Origin of the sequence: Citrobacter sp. Cf116 (assembly GCF_030336505.1) — a bacterium.
In the GTDB taxonomy this organism is placed as follows: domain Bacteria; phylum Pseudomonadota; class Gammaproteobacteria; order Enterobacterales; family Enterobacteriaceae; genus Citrobacter; species Citrobacter freundii.
The window spans coordinates 23,436-38,871 of record NZ_JAOWEQ010000024.1; the positions used below are offsets into that span (position 1 = coordinate 23,436).

14 protein-coding genes are annotated in these 15,436 nt (G+C 51.9%); 11 read left to right on the forward strand and 3 right to left on the reverse strand.

Translation table 11 applies throughout. The annotated features are described in order from the left end of the window. Window positions 1–14: 14 nt before the first annotated feature. The 10 genes from atpG (at window position 15) to phoU (ending at window position 11,730) form a co-directional block, all read left to right on the forward strand. Window positions 15–878 carry a F0F1 ATP synthase subunit gamma gene (gene atpG, locus OGV74_RS01325; protein WP_003023804.1) on the forward strand — a complete coding sequence of 288 codons (864 nt, stop codon included), beginning with the start codon at window positions 15–17 and terminating at the stop codon, window positions 876–878. A gap of 26 nt (window positions 879–904) precedes the next feature. Beyond that, window positions 905–2,287 (forward strand): F0F1 ATP synthase subunit beta, encoded by a 1,383-nt coding sequence (gene atpD, locus OGV74_RS01330; RefSeq protein WP_003023806.1) that lies wholly within the window; start codon window positions 905–907, stop codon window positions 2,285–2,287. A 20-nt stretch (window positions 2,288–2,307) separates the two neighbouring features. Beyond that, window positions 2,308–2,727: a F0F1 ATP synthase subunit epsilon gene (locus OGV74_RS01335; RefSeq protein ID WP_003023809.1), complete on the forward strand. Its 420-nt coding sequence runs from the start codon at window positions 2,308–2,310 to the stop codon at window positions 2,725–2,727. Between the two features lie 648 nt (window positions 2,728–3,375). Further along, window positions 3,376–4,746 carry a bifunctional UDP-N-acetylglucosamine diphosphorylase/glucosamine-1-phosphate N-acetyltransferase GlmU gene (glmU, locus tag OGV74_RS01340; RefSeq protein WP_003023811.1) on the forward strand — a complete coding sequence of 457 codons (1,371 nt, stop codon included), beginning with the start codon at window positions 3,376–3,378 and terminating at the stop codon, window positions 4,744–4,746. A gap of 224 nt (window positions 4,747–4,970) precedes the next feature. Then, a complete protein-coding gene (gene glmS / locus OGV74_RS01345; protein ID WP_086504702.1) occupies window positions 4,971–6,800 on the forward strand; it encodes a glutamine--fructose-6-phosphate transaminase (isomerizing) in 1,830 nt (609 codons plus the stop codon). A gap of 335 nt (window positions 6,801–7,135) precedes the next feature. Next, window positions 7,136–8,176 (forward strand): phosphate ABC transporter substrate-binding protein PstS, encoded by a 1,041-nt coding sequence (pstS, locus tag OGV74_RS01350; protein ID WP_003023814.1) that lies wholly within the window; start codon window positions 7,136–7,138, stop codon window positions 8,174–8,176. Window positions 8,177–8,320: 144 nt separating this feature from the next. Next, entirely contained in the window at window positions 8,321–9,280 is a 960-nt protein-coding gene (pstC, locus tag OGV74_RS01355; RefSeq protein WP_003023817.1) for a phosphate ABC transporter permease PstC, read from the forward strand. Continuing rightward, on the forward strand, window positions 9,280–10,170 hold the full coding sequence (pstA, locus tag OGV74_RS01360) for a phosphate ABC transporter permease PstA (protein WP_003023819.1): 891 nt from the start codon (window positions 9,280–9,282) through the stop codon (window positions 10,168–10,170). The genes pstC and pstA overlap by 1 nt, the downstream gene beginning before the upstream one ends. Window positions 10,171–10,216: 46 nt before the next feature. Beyond that, a complete protein-coding gene (pstB, locus tag OGV74_RS01365) occupies window positions 10,217–10,990 on the forward strand; it encodes a phosphate ABC transporter ATP-binding protein PstB (RefSeq protein ID WP_003023821.1) in 774 nt (257 codons plus the stop codon). A 14-nt stretch (window positions 10,991–11,004) separates the two neighbouring features. Further along, window positions 11,005–11,730, forward strand: coding sequence for a phosphate signaling complex protein PhoU (gene phoU, locus OGV74_RS01370; RefSeq protein ID WP_003023824.1), 726 nt, complete (start codon window positions 11,005–11,007; stop codon window positions 11,728–11,730). An 84-nt stretch (window positions 11,731–11,814) separates the two neighbouring features. On the opposite strand, the gene yieH is transcribed toward phoU, so the two are convergent. Next, window positions 11,815–12,480, reverse strand: coding sequence for a 6-phosphogluconate phosphatase (gene yieH, locus OGV74_RS01375; RefSeq protein WP_016151219.1), 666 nt, complete (start codon window positions 12,478–12,480; stop codon window positions 11,815–11,817). 167 nt (window positions 12,481–12,647) lie between these two features. Between yieH and adeP the strand changes: the two genes are divergently transcribed. Next, window positions 12,648–13,985, forward strand: coding sequence for an adenine permease AdeP (adeP, locus tag OGV74_RS01380; RefSeq protein WP_003023830.1), 1,338 nt, complete (start codon window positions 12,648–12,650; stop codon window positions 13,983–13,985). A 54-nt stretch (window positions 13,986–14,039) separates the two neighbouring features. Here the strand turns inward: adeP and OGV74_RS01385 are convergent, their stop codons facing one another. Both OGV74_RS01385 and OGV74_RS01390 read right to left on the reverse strand, forming a co-directional pair. Next, window positions 14,040–14,606, reverse strand: a complete 567-nt coding sequence (locus tag OGV74_RS01385) for an NADPH-dependent FMN reductase (protein ID WP_003023832.1) — start codon at window positions 14,604–14,606, stop codon at window positions 14,040–14,042. A 30-nt stretch (window positions 14,607–14,636) separates the two neighbouring features. Further along, the gene (locus tag OGV74_RS01390; RefSeq protein WP_086504701.1) at window positions 14,637–15,383 is read right to left on the reverse strand and encodes a 4'-phosphopantetheinyl transferase family protein; all 747 of its coding nucleotides are present in this window, start codon (window positions 15,381–15,383) and stop codon (window positions 14,637–14,639) included. Window positions 15,384–15,436 lie beyond the last annotated feature (53 nt).

Sequence of the window (15,436 nt, forward strand, 5' to 3'; positions counted from 1 at the left end):
TTGAGGAGAAGCTCATGGCCGGCGCAAAAGAGATACGTAGTAAGATCGCAAGCGTCCAGAACACGCAGAAGATCACTAAAGCGATGGAGATGGTCGCCGCTTCCAAAATGCGTAAATCGCAGGATCGCATGGCGGCCAGCCGTCCTTATGCAGAGACCATGCGCAAAGTGATTGGTCACCTTGCGAATGGTAATCTGGAATATAAGCACCCTTACCTGGAAGAACGCGACGTTAAACGCGTGGGCTACCTGGTGGTGTCGACCGACCGTGGTCTGTGCGGTGGCTTGAACATTAACCTGTTCAAAAAGCTGCTGGCGGATATGAAAACATGGTCCGATAAAGGCGTTCAGTGCGATATCGCAATGATCGGCTCTAAGGGCGTGTCTTTCTTTAACTCCGTTGGCGGTAATGTGATTGCTCAGGTAACCGGTATGGGGGATAACCCTTCCCTGTCCGAACTGATCGGTCCGGTTAAAGTGATGCTGCAGGCCTACGATGAAGGTCGCCTGGACAGACTGTACGTTGTCAGCAACAAATTTATTAACACCATGTCTCAGACGCCAACCATCACCCAACTGCTGCCTCTGCCGGCATCAGATGATGATGAATTGAAGCGTAAATCCTGGGATTACCTGTATGAGCCAGACCCGAAAGCGCTGCTGGATACCCTGCTGCGTCGTTATGTCGAGTCTCAGGTTTATCAGGGCGTGGTAGAAAACCTGGCCAGCGAGCAGGCCGCACGTATGGTGGCGATGAAAGCCGCGACCGACAATGGCGGCAGCCTGATTAAAGAGCTGCAGTTGGTATACAACAAAGCTCGTCAGGCCAGCATTACTCAGGAACTCACCGAAATCGTCGGTGGTGCATCCGCGGTATAACCAGGTTAATTCGTAGAGGATTCAAGATGGCTACTGGAAAAATTGTCCAGGTAATCGGCGCCGTGGTTGACGTCGAATTCCCTCAGGATGCCGTACCGCGCGTGTACGATGCTCTTGAGGTTATGAATGGTAAAGAGAGCCTGGTGCTGGAAGTTCAGCAGCAGCTCGGCGGCGGTATCGTACGTACCATCGCCATGGGTTCTTCTGACGGTCTGCGTCGTGGTCTGGAAGTTAAAGACCTCGAGCACCCGATCGAAGTCCCGGTAGGTAAAGCAACGCTGGGTCGTATCATGAACGTCCTGGGTCACCCGATCGACATGAAAGGCGATATCGGTGAAGAAGAGCGTTGGGCTATCCACCGTGCAGCACCTTCCTACGAAGAGCTGTCAAGCTCTCAGGAACTGCTGGAAACTGGTATCAAAGTTATCGACCTGATGTGTCCGTTCGCTAAGGGCGGTAAAGTTGGTCTGTTCGGTGGTGCGGGTGTAGGTAAAACCGTAAACATGATGGAGCTGATCCGTAACATCGCGATCGAACACTCCGGTTACTCCGTGTTTGCGGGCGTAGGTGAACGTACTCGTGAGGGTAACGACTTCTACCACGAAATGACCGACTCCAACGTTCTGGACAAAGTATCCCTGGTATATGGCCAGATGAACGAGCCGCCGGGAAACCGTCTGCGTGTTGCGCTGACCGGTCTGACCATGGCTGAGAAGTTCCGTGACGAAGGTCGTGACGTTCTGCTGTTCGTTGATAACATCTATCGTTACACCCTGGCCGGTACAGAAGTATCTGCACTGCTGGGTCGTATGCCATCAGCGGTAGGCTACCAGCCGACCCTGGCGGAAGAGATGGGTGTTCTGCAGGAACGTATCACCTCCACCAAAACCGGTTCTATCACCTCCGTTCAGGCGGTATACGTACCAGCGGATGACTTGACTGACCCATCCCCAGCAACCACCTTTGCTCACTTGGATGCAACCGTGGTACTGAGCCGTCAGATCGCATCTCTGGGTATCTACCCGGCAGTTGACCCGCTGGACTCCACCAGCCGTCAGCTGGATCCGCTGGTTGTTGGTCAGGAACACTACGACACCGCGCGTGGCGTACAGTCCCTGCTGCAGCGTTATCAGGAACTGAAAGACATCATCGCCATCCTGGGTATGGATGAACTGTCTGAAGAAGATAAACTGGTGGTAGCTCGCGCACGTAAGATTCAGCGCTTCCTGTCCCAGCCGTTCTTCGTTGCGGAAGTATTCACCGGTTCTCCGGGCAAATACGTTTCCCTGAAAGACACCATCCGTGGCTTTAAAGGCATCATGGAAGGCGAATACGACCACCTGCCAGAGCAGGCGTTCTACATGGTTGGTTCTATCGACGAAGCCGTGGAAAAAGCCAAAAAACTTTAACGCCTTAATCGGAGGGTGATATGGCAATGACTTACCACCTGGACGTCGTCAGCGCAGAGCAACAAATGTTCTCTGGTCTGGTCGAGAAAATCCAGGTAACGGGTAGTGAAGGTGAACTGGGTATTTTCCCGGGTCACGCACCGCTGCTCACCGCCATTAAGCCTGGTATGATCCGCATCGTTAAACAGTTCGGTCATGAAGAGTTTATCTACCTGTCCGGCGGCATTCTCGAAGTGCAGCCTGGCAGCGTGACCGTTCTGGCTGATACCGCGATTCGCGGACAGGATCTCGATGAAGCGAGAGCCCTGGAAGCGAAGCGTAAGGCTGAAGAGCACATCAAGAGCTCTCATGGTGACGTGGATTACGCTCAGGCATCTGCGGAACTGGCCAAAGCGATCGCGAAACTGCGCGTAATCGAGTTGACCAAAAAAGCGATGTAACACCGGCTTGAAAAGCACAAAGGCCAGTCTGGTTTCCAGGCTGGCTTTTTTTGCTTTTGCTGCAAGAACATTTAAATTGAAAACTGTTTTGTGATTTAGATCATAAAAATATTGATTGGCTAAAAAATGCGGCGTAGACTCTTTTTGTGTGATGTATGTCACATAATAAAATCAGATAAAAAGAGATGCCAACATGAAATTACTCAATAAAATCATCGCCATGTTCAGCAATATGAGCTTTTAGACTTTACCTGCCTGTCCTGTGGCGCGATGCTTGATATGGTTTATCAGTCAGCGCCACTTGTTGTTATAAATCCCCTCCCCCTACTCTTCTCCCTCAACTTTTTATTTCGCGTACGCATTTTCGGTTTCTCACTGAATCACATAAATAAAATCGGGCTTTGCATGTGTAACTCTTTATTCATGCGGTGAAAAAATAGCAAAAACATTAACCTAAGGCTTTAATAAGAGCAGCCCCCAGGTTTTTGGCAGACAAAAGACACTGATTTAGACGAAAATAGTGAGTTATCAGATGGGGAATTACCCCTGTTGAACGTTTTATCTTCGGTCCATTTCACGATGAAAAAAATGTAGTATTTTCAATGTGAAACGGTATAAATTCGTTCTCAAATTACAGTCAGGACGTGTATGTTGAATAAAGCTATGAGCGTCGTGATCCTTGCCGCAGGCAAAGGCACGCGTATGTATTCCGATCTCCCTAAAGTGCTGCATACCCTCGCAGGAAAACCGATGGTTCAGCATGTCATTGATGCTGCTAATGAATTAGGTGCGACTCACGTACATCTGGTCTACGGGCACGGTGGTGATTTGCTCAAGCAGACGCTGAAAGATGGCAATCTGAACTGGGTTCTGCAGGCGGAACAGTTGGGTACCGGCCATGCAATGCAGCAGGCGGCGCCATTCTTTGGTGATGATGAAGACATTTTAATGCTCTATGGCGATGTGCCGCTGATCTCTACCGATACCTTACGTCGCCTGCGTGAAGCCAAACCGCAGGGCGGCATTGGCTTGCTAACGGTAAAACTTGATGACCCAACCGGTTATGGCCGAATTACCCGCGATAACGGCAATGTCACGGGTATCGTTGAGCATAAAGATGCCACCGACGAGCAGCGTCAAATCCAGGAAATAAACACTGGTATCCTGATTGCCAACGGCGCTGACATGAAGCGTTGGCTGTCTAAACTGACCAACAACAACGTGCAGGGTGAATACTACATCACCGATATCATCGCGATGGCGTATCAGGAAGGACGTGAAATTGCTGCAGTACATCCGGCACGCATTAGCGAAACTGAAGGGGTGAATAACCGTCTTCAGCTATCCCGTCTGGAACGTGTTTATCAGTCCGAGCAGGCAGAAAAACTGCTGCTGGCAGGCGTGATGCTGCGCGATCCGGCACGTTTTGATCTTCGCGGTACGCTTATTCACGGGCGCGATGTTGAAATTGATACTAACGTTATCATTGAAGGTAACGTAACCGTTGGGGATCGCGTCAAGATTGGCGCCGGTTGCATCATCAAAAACAGCGTGATTGGTGAGGGTTGCGAGCTTAGCCCATACAGTGTGGTGGAAGATGCGCATCTGGAAGCCGCTTGCACCATTGGTCCATTCGCACGTCTGCGCCCGGGTGCTGAGCTGCAGGAAGGCGCACACGTGGGTAACTTCGTCGAAATGAAAAAAGCGCGTCTGGGTAAAGGCTCCAAAGCCGGTCATTTGACCTACCTGGGTGATGCGGAAATTGGCGATAACGTGAATATCGGCGCGGGTACGATTACCTGCAACTACGATGGCGCCAATAAGTTTAAAACCATTATTGGTGATGATGTGTTTGTGGGTTCTGATACTCAGCTGGTGGCGCCTGTCACCGTGGGTAAAGGTGCAACGATCGCCGCCGGAACCACCGTAACGCGTAATGTCGCCGATAATGAACTGGTATTAAGCCGTGTACCTCAAGTCCATAAACAGGGCTGGCAGCGTCCGGTGAAGAAGAAGTAAGTGATTTTTGCCAGATGGCGGCCTACGTGCGGTGACGTTCTGTAGGCCTGATAAGCGTAAGCGCCATCAGGCAGACAAGAGATGAGGGGATAACATAATCCTCCGCTCAACAAGCAATACCATAAAAATAACCCCACTCTCTACAAGGCTCGGGGCGCCCGAAATGGGCAAATACAGGTCAGCGACAACGACAGGCATAATGCCTAAATTCGGAATCAAAAAATATGTGTGGAATTGTTGGCGCTATCGCGCAGCGTGATGTAGCTGAAATCCTTCTCGAAGGTTTACGTCGTCTGGAATATCGTGGTTATGACTCTGCTGGTCTGGCCGTCGTCGATGCTGAAGGTAACATGACCCGTCTGCGTCGTCTGGGTAAAGTGCAGATGCTGACTGCTGCTGCGGAAGAACATCCGTTGCATGGTGGTACAGGTATCGCTCACACCCGCTGGGCTACACACGGTGAACCTTCAGAAGCGAACGCGCATCCCCATGTTTCTGAACACATTGTTGTGGTGCATAACGGCATCATTGAAAACCATGAACCACTGCGTGAGCTGTTGAAAACGCGTGGCTATACCTTTGTTTCTGAAACCGACACCGAAGTGATTGCTCACCTGGTGCACTGGGAACTGGAACAGGGTGGAACGCTGCGTGAAGCCGTGCTGCGTACTATTCCGCAGCTGCGCGGTGCCTACGGCACGGTGATCATGGATACCCGTAATCCGGAAACCCTGCTGGCGGCCCGTTCTGGTAGCCCGCTGGTGATTGGTCTGGGTATGGGCGAAAACTTCATCGCTTCCGATCAGCTGGCGCTGCTGCCGGTAACCCGTCGCTTCATCTTCCTGGAAGAGGGTGACATCGCGGAAGTGACTCGTCGTTCTGTCTCTATTTTCGACAAGTCTGGCGCAGAAGTTAAACGTCAGGATATCGAATCGAATCTGCAGTATGACGCGGGCGAAAAAGGTATTTATCGCCACTACATGCAGAAAGAGATCTACGAACAGCCGAACGCGATTAAAAATACGCTGACCGGGCGCATTAACCACGGTGAAGTGGATTTTAGCGAGCTGGGGTCGCGTGCCAACGAGCTGCTGTCTCAGGTTGAGCATATCCAGATTATCGCCTGCGGTACGTCGTACAACTCCGGTATGGTGTCCCGTTACTGGTTTGAATCACTGGCGGGTATTCCTTGTGATGTCGAAATCGCTTCCGAATTCCGCTATCGCAAATCTGCCGTGCGTCGTAACAGCCTGATGATTACCCTTTCTCAGTCTGGTGAAACGGCGGATACCCTGGCGGGCCTGCGCTTATCCAAAGAGCTGGGCTATCTGGGCTCGCTGGCTATCTGTAACGTTCCGGGCTCCTCTCTGGTGCGTGAATCTGACCTGGCGATGATGACCAATGCCGGTACCGAAATCGGTGTGGCCTCCACGAAGGCATTTACCACTCAGCTGACCGTTCTGCTGATGCTGGTGGCGAAACTGTCCCGTCTGAAAGGCCTTGATGCGTCTATTGAGCAGGAGATCGTTCACGGTCTGCAGGCGCTGCCGAGTCGTATTGAGCAGATGTTGTCTCAGGACAAACGCATTGCCGCTCTGGCAGAAGGTTTCTCTGATAAACACCATGCGCTGTTCCTCGGCCGTGGCGATCAGTATCCAATTGCGCTGGAAGGCGCGCTGAAGCTGAAAGAGATCTCTTATATTCACGCTGAAGCTTATGCCGCAGGTGAACTGAAACACGGTCCGCTGGCGCTGATTGATGCCGATATGCCGGTTATCGTGGTTGCGCCGAACAACGAACTGTTGGAAAAACTGAAATCCAACATTGAAGAAGTTCGCGCCCGTGGCGGTCAGCTGTACGTCTTTGCTGACCAGGACGCTGGCTTTACCAGCAGCGAAAACATGCACATCATCGAGATGCCGCATGTGGAAGAGGTGATTGCACCGATCTTCTACACCGTTCCGCTGCAGCTGCTGGCGTATCATGTGGCACTGATTAAAGGCACCGACGTCGATCAGCCGCGTAACCTGGCGAAGTCAGTTACCGTAGAGTAATCCGTGCTTAACTGAACTGGAAATGCCCTGCTATAAGCGGGGCATTTTTTTAAACTTGTTCTGTTTTTAATCAATTATCCCGCCTGTTTTATGTGACAAACCGTCATCTTCAACTACTGTTTTCAGTGTCATAAAAAGAAAATTTTAACGAAATGTTATTGTCATGATAGCGACTAACTTTTTGTTTTGAATTTGTTTTTAGATAAAAAAACTTCCCGTATTTTTCGTTGTCATAAAACTGTCATATTTCGTACATTTAACTGTCACCTGTTTGTCCTATTTTGCTCACAGTAGCAACTCAAACAACGATTTACGAAAACCGTGCAGGAGACATTATGAAAGTTATGCGTACCACTGTCGCAACTGTTGTCGCCGCGACCTTATCCATGAGCGCGTTCTCTGCGTTTGCAGCAGCGAGCCTGACAGGTGCAGGTGCAACCTTCCCTGCGCCAGTGTATGCCAAATGGGCAGATACCTATCAGAAAGAGACCGGTAGCAAAGTAAACTACCAGGGTATCGGCTCCTCCGGTGGTGTAAAACAAATTACGGCCAATACCGTTGATTTCGGCGCTTCTGATGCACCGCTGTCTGACGAAAAACTGGCGCAAGAAGGTCTGTTCCAGTTCCCGACCGTGATCGGTGGCGTAGTGCTGGCTGTGAATATCCCGGGCCTGAAATCCGGCGAGCTGGTGCTGGACGGTAAAACGCTGGGTGACATCTACCTCGGTAAAATTAAGAAGTGGGATGATGAAGCCATCACCAAACTGAACCCGGGTCTGAAGCTGCCTTCACAGAATATCGCCGTTGTGCGTCGCGCTGACGGTTCCGGTACTTCCTTCGTTTTCACCAGCTACCTGGCAAAAGTAAACGAAGAGTGGAAATCTAAAATTGGTTCCGGCTCTACTGTGAACTGGCCGACCGGTCTGGGCGGTAAAGGTAACGACGGTATCGCTGCGTTCGTACAGCGTCTGCCGGGTTCTATCGGTTACGTTGAGTACGCTTACGCTAAGCAGAACAACCTGGCGTACACCAAGCTGGTCTCTGCTGATGGCAAACCGGTAAGCCCGACAGAAGAGAGCTTTGCTAACGCCGCAAAAGGCGCTGACTGGAGCAAAACTTTCGCTCAGGATCTGACTAACCAGAAAGGTGACGACGCGTGGCCAATCACCTCCACCACCTTCATCCTGGTCCATAAAGAGTCGAAGAAACCAGAGCAGAGCGCAGAAGTGCTGAAGTTCTTCGACTGGGCGTACAAAAATGGCGGCAAACAGGCTAACGACCTGGATTACGCCAGCCTGCCGGACAGCGTGGTTGAGCAGGTTCGTGCTGCATGGAAGACCAACGTGAAAGACAGCAGCGGTAAAGCGCTGTACTAATAGAATATCTTTAACGAGTTGGCGGATGGCGCTACGCTTATCCGCCCTACGGTTTCGACTGTAGGCCCGCTTTGTAGGCCGGATAAGCGTAGCGCCATCCGGCATGGGCAACTTCGTAAACGCGTTTAACTTAAAGAGTGATTTATGGCTGCAACCAAGCCTGCTTTTAACCCACCGGGTAAAAAGGGTGACATGATCTTCAGCGCGCTGGTAAGACTGGCTGCGCTGATTGTGCTATTGATGTTGGGTGGCATTATTGTCTCTCTGGTTATCTCCTCCTGGCCAAGCATTCAGAAATTTGGTTTCTCCTTTCTGTGGACCAAAGACTGGGATGCGCCGAACGATATCTACGGTGCTTTAGTACCGATTTACGGTACGCTGGTTACCTCACTTATTGCACTGCTGATTGCCGTTCCGGTGAGTTTCGGCATTGCGCTGTTCCTGACTGAACTTGCACCTGGCTGGCTGCGTCGCCCGCTGGGCATCGCTATTGAACTGCTGGCGGCAATTCCGAGTATCGTGTACGGCATGTGGGGGCTGTTTATCTTTGCCCCGCTGTTTGCGACTTATTTCCAGGAGCCAGTCGGAAACATCCTTTCCAACATTCCGTTTGTTGGCGCACTGTTCTCCGGCCCAGCTTTTGGTATCGGTATTCTGGCGGCTGGCGTGATCCTCGCCATCATGATCATCCCGTACATTGCGGCGGTTATGCGTGATGTGTTCGAACAAACGCCGGTACTTATGAAAGAGTCGGCCTACGGCATCGGCTGTACCACCTGGGAAGTTATCTGGCGTATCGTCCTGCCGTTCACTAAAAACGGTGTAATTGGCGGCGTGATGCTGGGTCTGGGGCGTGCGCTGGGTGAAACCATGGCGGTGACCTTTATCATCGGTAACACCTACCAGCTCGATAGCGCCTCGCTGTACATGCCGGGCAACAGTATTACCTCTGCGCTGGCGAATGAATTTGCCGAAGCGGAATCTGGGCTGCACGTTGCAGCGTTGATGGAGCTGGGTCTGATTCTGTTTGTGATCACCTTCATCGTGCTGGCTGCGTCTAAGTTCATGATCATGCGCCTTGCGAAGAACGAGGGGGCACGCTAATGGCTACGCTTGAAATGCAAAACACCGCTCAGCTTGCGGAATCCCGCCGTAAAATGCAGGCGCGTCGTCGTCTGAAAAACCGCATCGCGCTGACGCTCTCTATGGCGACCATGGCGTTCGGTCTGTTCTGGCTCATTTGGATCCTGATGTCCACGATCACCCGCGGTATTGACGGTATGTCGCTGGCGCTGTTCACCGAAATGACGCCGCCGCCGAATACGGCGGGTGGTGGTCTGGCGAACGCCCTGGCCGGTAGCGGTCTGTTGATTCTGTGGGCGACCGTGTTTGGTACCCCGCTCGGCATTATGGCGGGTATCTACCTGGCGGAGTATGGGCGTAAGTCCTGGCTGGCTGAGGTCATCCGCTTTATCAATGACATCCTGCTTTCTGCGCCATCCATCGTGGTCGGTCTGTTCGTTTACACCATCGTGGTAGCAAAAATGGAGCATTTCTCCGGCTGGGCGGGCGTGATCGCGCTGGCGCTGCTGCAGGTGCCTATTGTTATTCGTACCACAGAGAACATGCTCAAGCTGGTGCCAGATAGCCTGCGTGAAGCCGCCTATGCACTGGGTACGCCGAAATGGAAGATGATTTCTGCGATCACCCTGAAGGCATCTGTCTCGGGCATCATTACAGGTGTTCTGTTAGCAATTGCTCGTATCGCAGGTGAAACGGCTCCGCTGCTGTTTACGTCGCTCTCCAACCAGTTCTGGAGCACTGACATGATGCAGCCTATCGCCAACCTGCCGGTCACTATCTTTAAGTTTGCGATGAGCCCGTTTGCTGAGTGGCAGCAACTGGCCTGGGCCGGGGTACTGATTATTACCCTGTGCGTACTGCTGCTGAACATTCTGGCGCGCGTCATTTTCGCGAAGAAGAAACACGGTTAATTTTTACGGCGTGGCTGATGCGGCGCCGGATGAGGAAAAGATTGAAATGAGTATGGTTGATACTGCCCCAGGTAAGATTCAGGTTCGTGATTTGAACTTCTACTATGGCAAATTCCATGCCCTGAAGAACATCAACCTGGATATTGCTAAAAACCAGGTAACGGCGTTTATCGGGCCTTCTGGCTGTGGTAAATCGACGCTGCTGCGTACGTTCAACAAAATGTTTGAACTGTACCCGGAGCAGCGTGCGGAAGGTGAAATTCTGCTGGATGGCGACAATATTCTCACCAATACCCAGGATATCGCTCTGCTGCGAGCCAAAGTGGGCATGGTATTCCAGAAGCCCACGCCGTTCCCGATGTCCATCTACGACAACATCGCTTTTGGCGTACGTCTGTTTGAGAAACTCTCGCGTGCGGATATGGACGAACGCGTGCAGTGGGCATTGACCAAGGCCGCATTGTGGAATGAAACCAAAGATAAATTACACCAGAGCGGGTACTCTCTCTCGGGTGGTCAGCAGCAGCGACTGTGTATTGCGCGTGGCATCGCCATTCGCCCGGAAGTGCTTCTGCTTGATGAGCCATGTTCAGCGCTCGACCCTATTTCTACCGGGCGTATCGAAGAGCTGATCACTGAGCTGAAAGAGGATTACACCGTCGTTATCGTTACCCACAACATGCAGCAGGCTGCGCGTTGTTCCGATCACACGGCATTTATGTACCTGGGCGAGTTGATTGAGTTCAGTAACACGGACGATCTGTTCACCAAGCCCGCGAAGAAACAAACTGAAGATTACATCACCGGTCGTTACGGCTGATTCAGGAGCTTGTTGTGGATAACCTTAACCTTAATAAACATATTTCCGGCCAGTTCAATGCAGAGCTGGAAAGCATCCGTACCCAGGTGATGACCATGGGCGGCATGGTCGAGCAGCAGCTTTCTGATGCAATCACGGCGATGCACAACCAGGACAGCGAGCTGGCGAAGCGCGTCATTGAAGGCGATAAGAACGTCAACATGATGGAGGTGGCGATCGACGAAGCCTGCGTGCGTATCATCGCCAAGCGTCAACCGACAGCGAGCGACCTGCGTCTGGTGATGGCGATTATCAAAACCATCGCTGAGCTGGAACGTATTGGCGACGTGGCAGATAAAATTTGCCGCACCGCGCTGGAGAAGTTCTCGCAACAGCACCAGCCGCTGCTGGTAAGTCTGGAGTCGCTGGGTCGTCACACCGTGCAGATGCTGCACGACGTGTTGGATGCGTTTGCGCGTATGGATCTCGACGAAGCGGTACGTATTTATCGCGAAGATAAGAAAGTTGACCAGGAGTATGAAGGCATCGTGCGTCAGCTGATGACTTATATGATGGAAGACCCACGTACCATTCCAAGCGTGCTGACCGCGCTGTTCTGCGCACGTTCCATCGAACGTATCGGTGACCGCTGCCAGAATATCTGCGAATACATCTTCTATTTCGTGAAGGGACAAGACTTCCGTCACGTGGGCGGCGATGAGCTGGATAAGTTGCTGGCGGGCAAAGATCCTAAAGAGTGATAAAAACGTAGAAAGTAGGCCGGATAAGCGTTAGCGCCATCCGGCAATTGCCCGGTGGCGCAAGCTTACCGGGCCTACAAAAAATTACCGGGTAATATCCCAACCCCGCGCCTTCCACAATTCCGGCAACTGTGTCAGATCGGTAAAGGTCGTGACTTTTGGATGATCGATCGGTTTGTTATGCGGATCGGCGCAGAAGTAGAACACTTCCATCCCCGCCGCAATCCCCGCCTGCGCGCCTGCGCTGGAATCATCAACCAGAATGCAGTTCTCAACATTAACGTCCATTGCTTTTGCCGCATGGAACATTAGGGCCGGATCGGGCTTCCAGCGTTGGATATCGTAGCCGCTGAACAGTAAATCAGGAAAATGGTGCAACATGCCCAACTTACCCAGCGAATGCTGCATTTTGCTGACCGGACCGTTAGACACCACGCACATTGGCACAGCCATGCTGTCCAGCAGCGTGTTCGCACCAGCAATGACTTCCAGCTCGGTATCGAACAGACGTGCGACCTCAGCGCGGTAAACAGGTTCTAAATCGGCTTTTGCCAGTTCGACACCGTGCTCTTCGTTGATAATGTCGATGATCTCGTACAGCTTTACCCCCTTGAAGCGTTTGAAAATTTCTTCAAGATCGAGCGTAATGCCAAACGCCTGGAACATGCTGACATACGCGCGAGAACAAATCACTTCACTGTCGACAAGGGTACCGTCACAGTCAAAAAATACGGCTTCTATCTGGGACATGTCATTTCCGTTTTAACAAGTTTAACGTTTTCGTAATGCATTATTGGGCGACGCAATCGTTGCCGTATAAGCAAAATCAATGAAAAAAGTTGCTCATAACCCAACCCTATTGTCGCATTTTGGTATAGGATAGCGACGAATTTTCCCTCCTTGTTCGGAAATTGATAATGAGTCAACAACACACAACCCAGGCTTCTGGCCAGGGGATGCTGGAACGCGTGTTCAAACTGCGCGAACATGGCACGACGGCACGGACCGAAGTGATTGCCGGTTTAACCACCTTCCTGACGATGGTGTATATCGTTTTTGTTAACCCGCAAATTCTTGGCGTGGCTGGCATGGATACCAGCGCCGTCTTTGTTACCACCTGCCTTATTGCTGCCTTTGGTAGCATCCTGATGGGGCTATTTGCTAACCTGCCGGTCGCACTTGCGCCTGCTATGGGCCTGAACGCATTTTTCGCTTTCGTGGTCGTCGGCGCGATGGGCCTGTCATGGCAGATCGGTATGGGTGCTATCTTCTGGGGCGCGGTAGGTCTGCTGCTGTTGACCATTTTCCGTGTACGTTACTGGATGATTGCTAATATCCCAGTTAGTCTGCGAGTGGGGATCACCAGCGGTATCGGTCTGTTCATCGGCATGATGGGGCTGAAAAACGCAGGTGTTATCGTCGCCAACAAAGACACGCTGGTGTCTATCGGTAACCTGACGTCCCACAGCGTACTTCTCGGTATTCTGGGCTTCTTTATCATCGCGATTCTGGCGTCACGTAATATTCATGCGGCGGTGCTGATTTCCATCATTGTAACCACGCTGCTGGGCTGGATGCTGGGTGATGTCCATTACAACGGTATCGTTTCTGCGCCGCCGAGCGTGATGTCCGTTATCGGACATGTCGATCTGGCCGGTTCGTTTAACATTGGTCTGGCGGGTGTGATTTTCTCGTTCATGCTGGTCAACCTGTTTGACTCCTCCGGTACGCTGATTGGCGTGACGGATAAAGCCGGTCTGGCGGACGCGAAGGGCAAGTTTCCACGCATGAAGCAGGCGCTGTATGTGGATAGCGTGTCGTCGGTTACCGGGGCGTTTATCGGGACTTCTTCCGTTACCGCCTATATTGAATCCTCTTCCGGGGTGTCGGTTGGTGGCCGTACCGGCCTGACGGCAGTCGTCGTTGGCCTGCTGTTCCTGCTGGTTATCTTCCTGTCGCCGCTGGCGGGTATGGTACCGGGCTATGCAGCAGCAGGTGCGCTGATTTATGTTGGCGTGCTGATGACATCAAGCCTGTCACGCGTGAAGTGGGATGATCTGACTGAAGCGGTTCCGGCGTTTATTACCGCTGTGATGATGCCGTTTAGCTTCTCAATTACCGAAGGTATTGCGCTGGGCTTTATCTCTTACTGCGTGATGAAAATCGGTACTGGACGTTTCCGCGATCTCAGCCCGTGCGTCATCGTTGTCGCGCTGCTGTTTGTACTGAAGATTGTGTTTATCGACGCGCACTAAAATATCGGTCTGGACAACTGCCCGCCAGGCATCGTTGCTGGCGGGCGTTTTCTTTTAGGCTTTCACGCGTTGGATGTAGTCGCCAAATGCGGTCAACTGGCCGGTCAGATGGTCCAGCGTGCTTTGGTCAATCACTTCACCCGTCTGCGGATCCACCTTGTTTTGAATGACCCCGCCCATAAATTCCGGCTTGTTCATTACCATGGCGTCGAGGAACACCAGGATTTGACGCAGATGGTACTGGCAGCGCGCGCCGCCAATGGCACCCATGGAGCTGGTCTGGATCAGCACCGGTTTGCCGGATAATGGCTGATCGGGCAGGCGAGACAGCCAGTCGATGGCGTTCTTCAGTCCGCCCGGAACAGAATAGTTATATTCAGGTGTGACGATGACGACACCGTCAGCCTTTCTGATTTGCTCAGCCAGTGCTTCTACGCTGGCCGGAAAACCTTCTTCCTGCTGGAGATCGGCATCGTACAGTGGGATATCACCAATCGACGGTAACGCGCTCACTTCCATTCCTGCGGGAGCAATCTTGGGCAGTGTACGGGCAACCATTCCATTAAACGAACCTTTGCGCAGACTTCCCAGTAACGTAACAACATTCAATGTTTCAGACATGGTGACTCCTGTTTCATCATGAAGGTTAAATCAAAGCGTATGGCTTTTCGCTGCGCATAATTGAGAGAACCGGATCAGACGACCCGTTGGCTCATTGGCGCGAGTCTGGATATCAGGCAAACTTATCCAGTCCTGCTGACCATCAAACTCCCAAACCTTGAGTTTTTCAATGGCTGGCGAAACCGCAACCGACCACACCAGCACATCTTCCGCATCGCAAATGGCTTCAATCTGCGCAACATGGGCACATTTCAGGCGTCCTGCGCCGGGTAAAAGCTGGAGTTCGCGCGGATCGTCATTGCATACATCGCCAGTGAGTTTGAGTACGCTCTGGCGCAATGTAATGAGCTGCGCGCGCGCTTCATTGGGGTCGTTTTGATTATTGATCCACAGGTTTTCGTTACTGGAGAAGCGCCACGTTTCCGCTGAATTTGGATTGTTAAACCCGCGGGTTGCCCGCTGAAGTTCCATATCCAGGCCGCACGTTCCTTCAGTCGTTAGCACAACGCCGACGATATTTCCGGCATAAGAGATCGAAAATCCCGGTAGATTCTTATCGCGAAAAACGGGCTTACCTTTCGCCTCAGTAACAATCTCAGGCAATGTGCTGGTGCCGTAAAGCATGAACATCAGTTCGGCGAGAAGACTTCGGGAGGCCAGGAAGCGTGTTCGGCGGTGGGCGGGTAGATCTCTTGCTTCAATGTGACATGGAGTAGGGAGACGAACTGAAACCAGGTGTCCCTCCGTAAGAATCCCTCTGGCAAAATGTGTCGCCATTTTTCGCTCCGTGATTAATGGTCCGTGATTATCACCAGAGTAACATTTACACG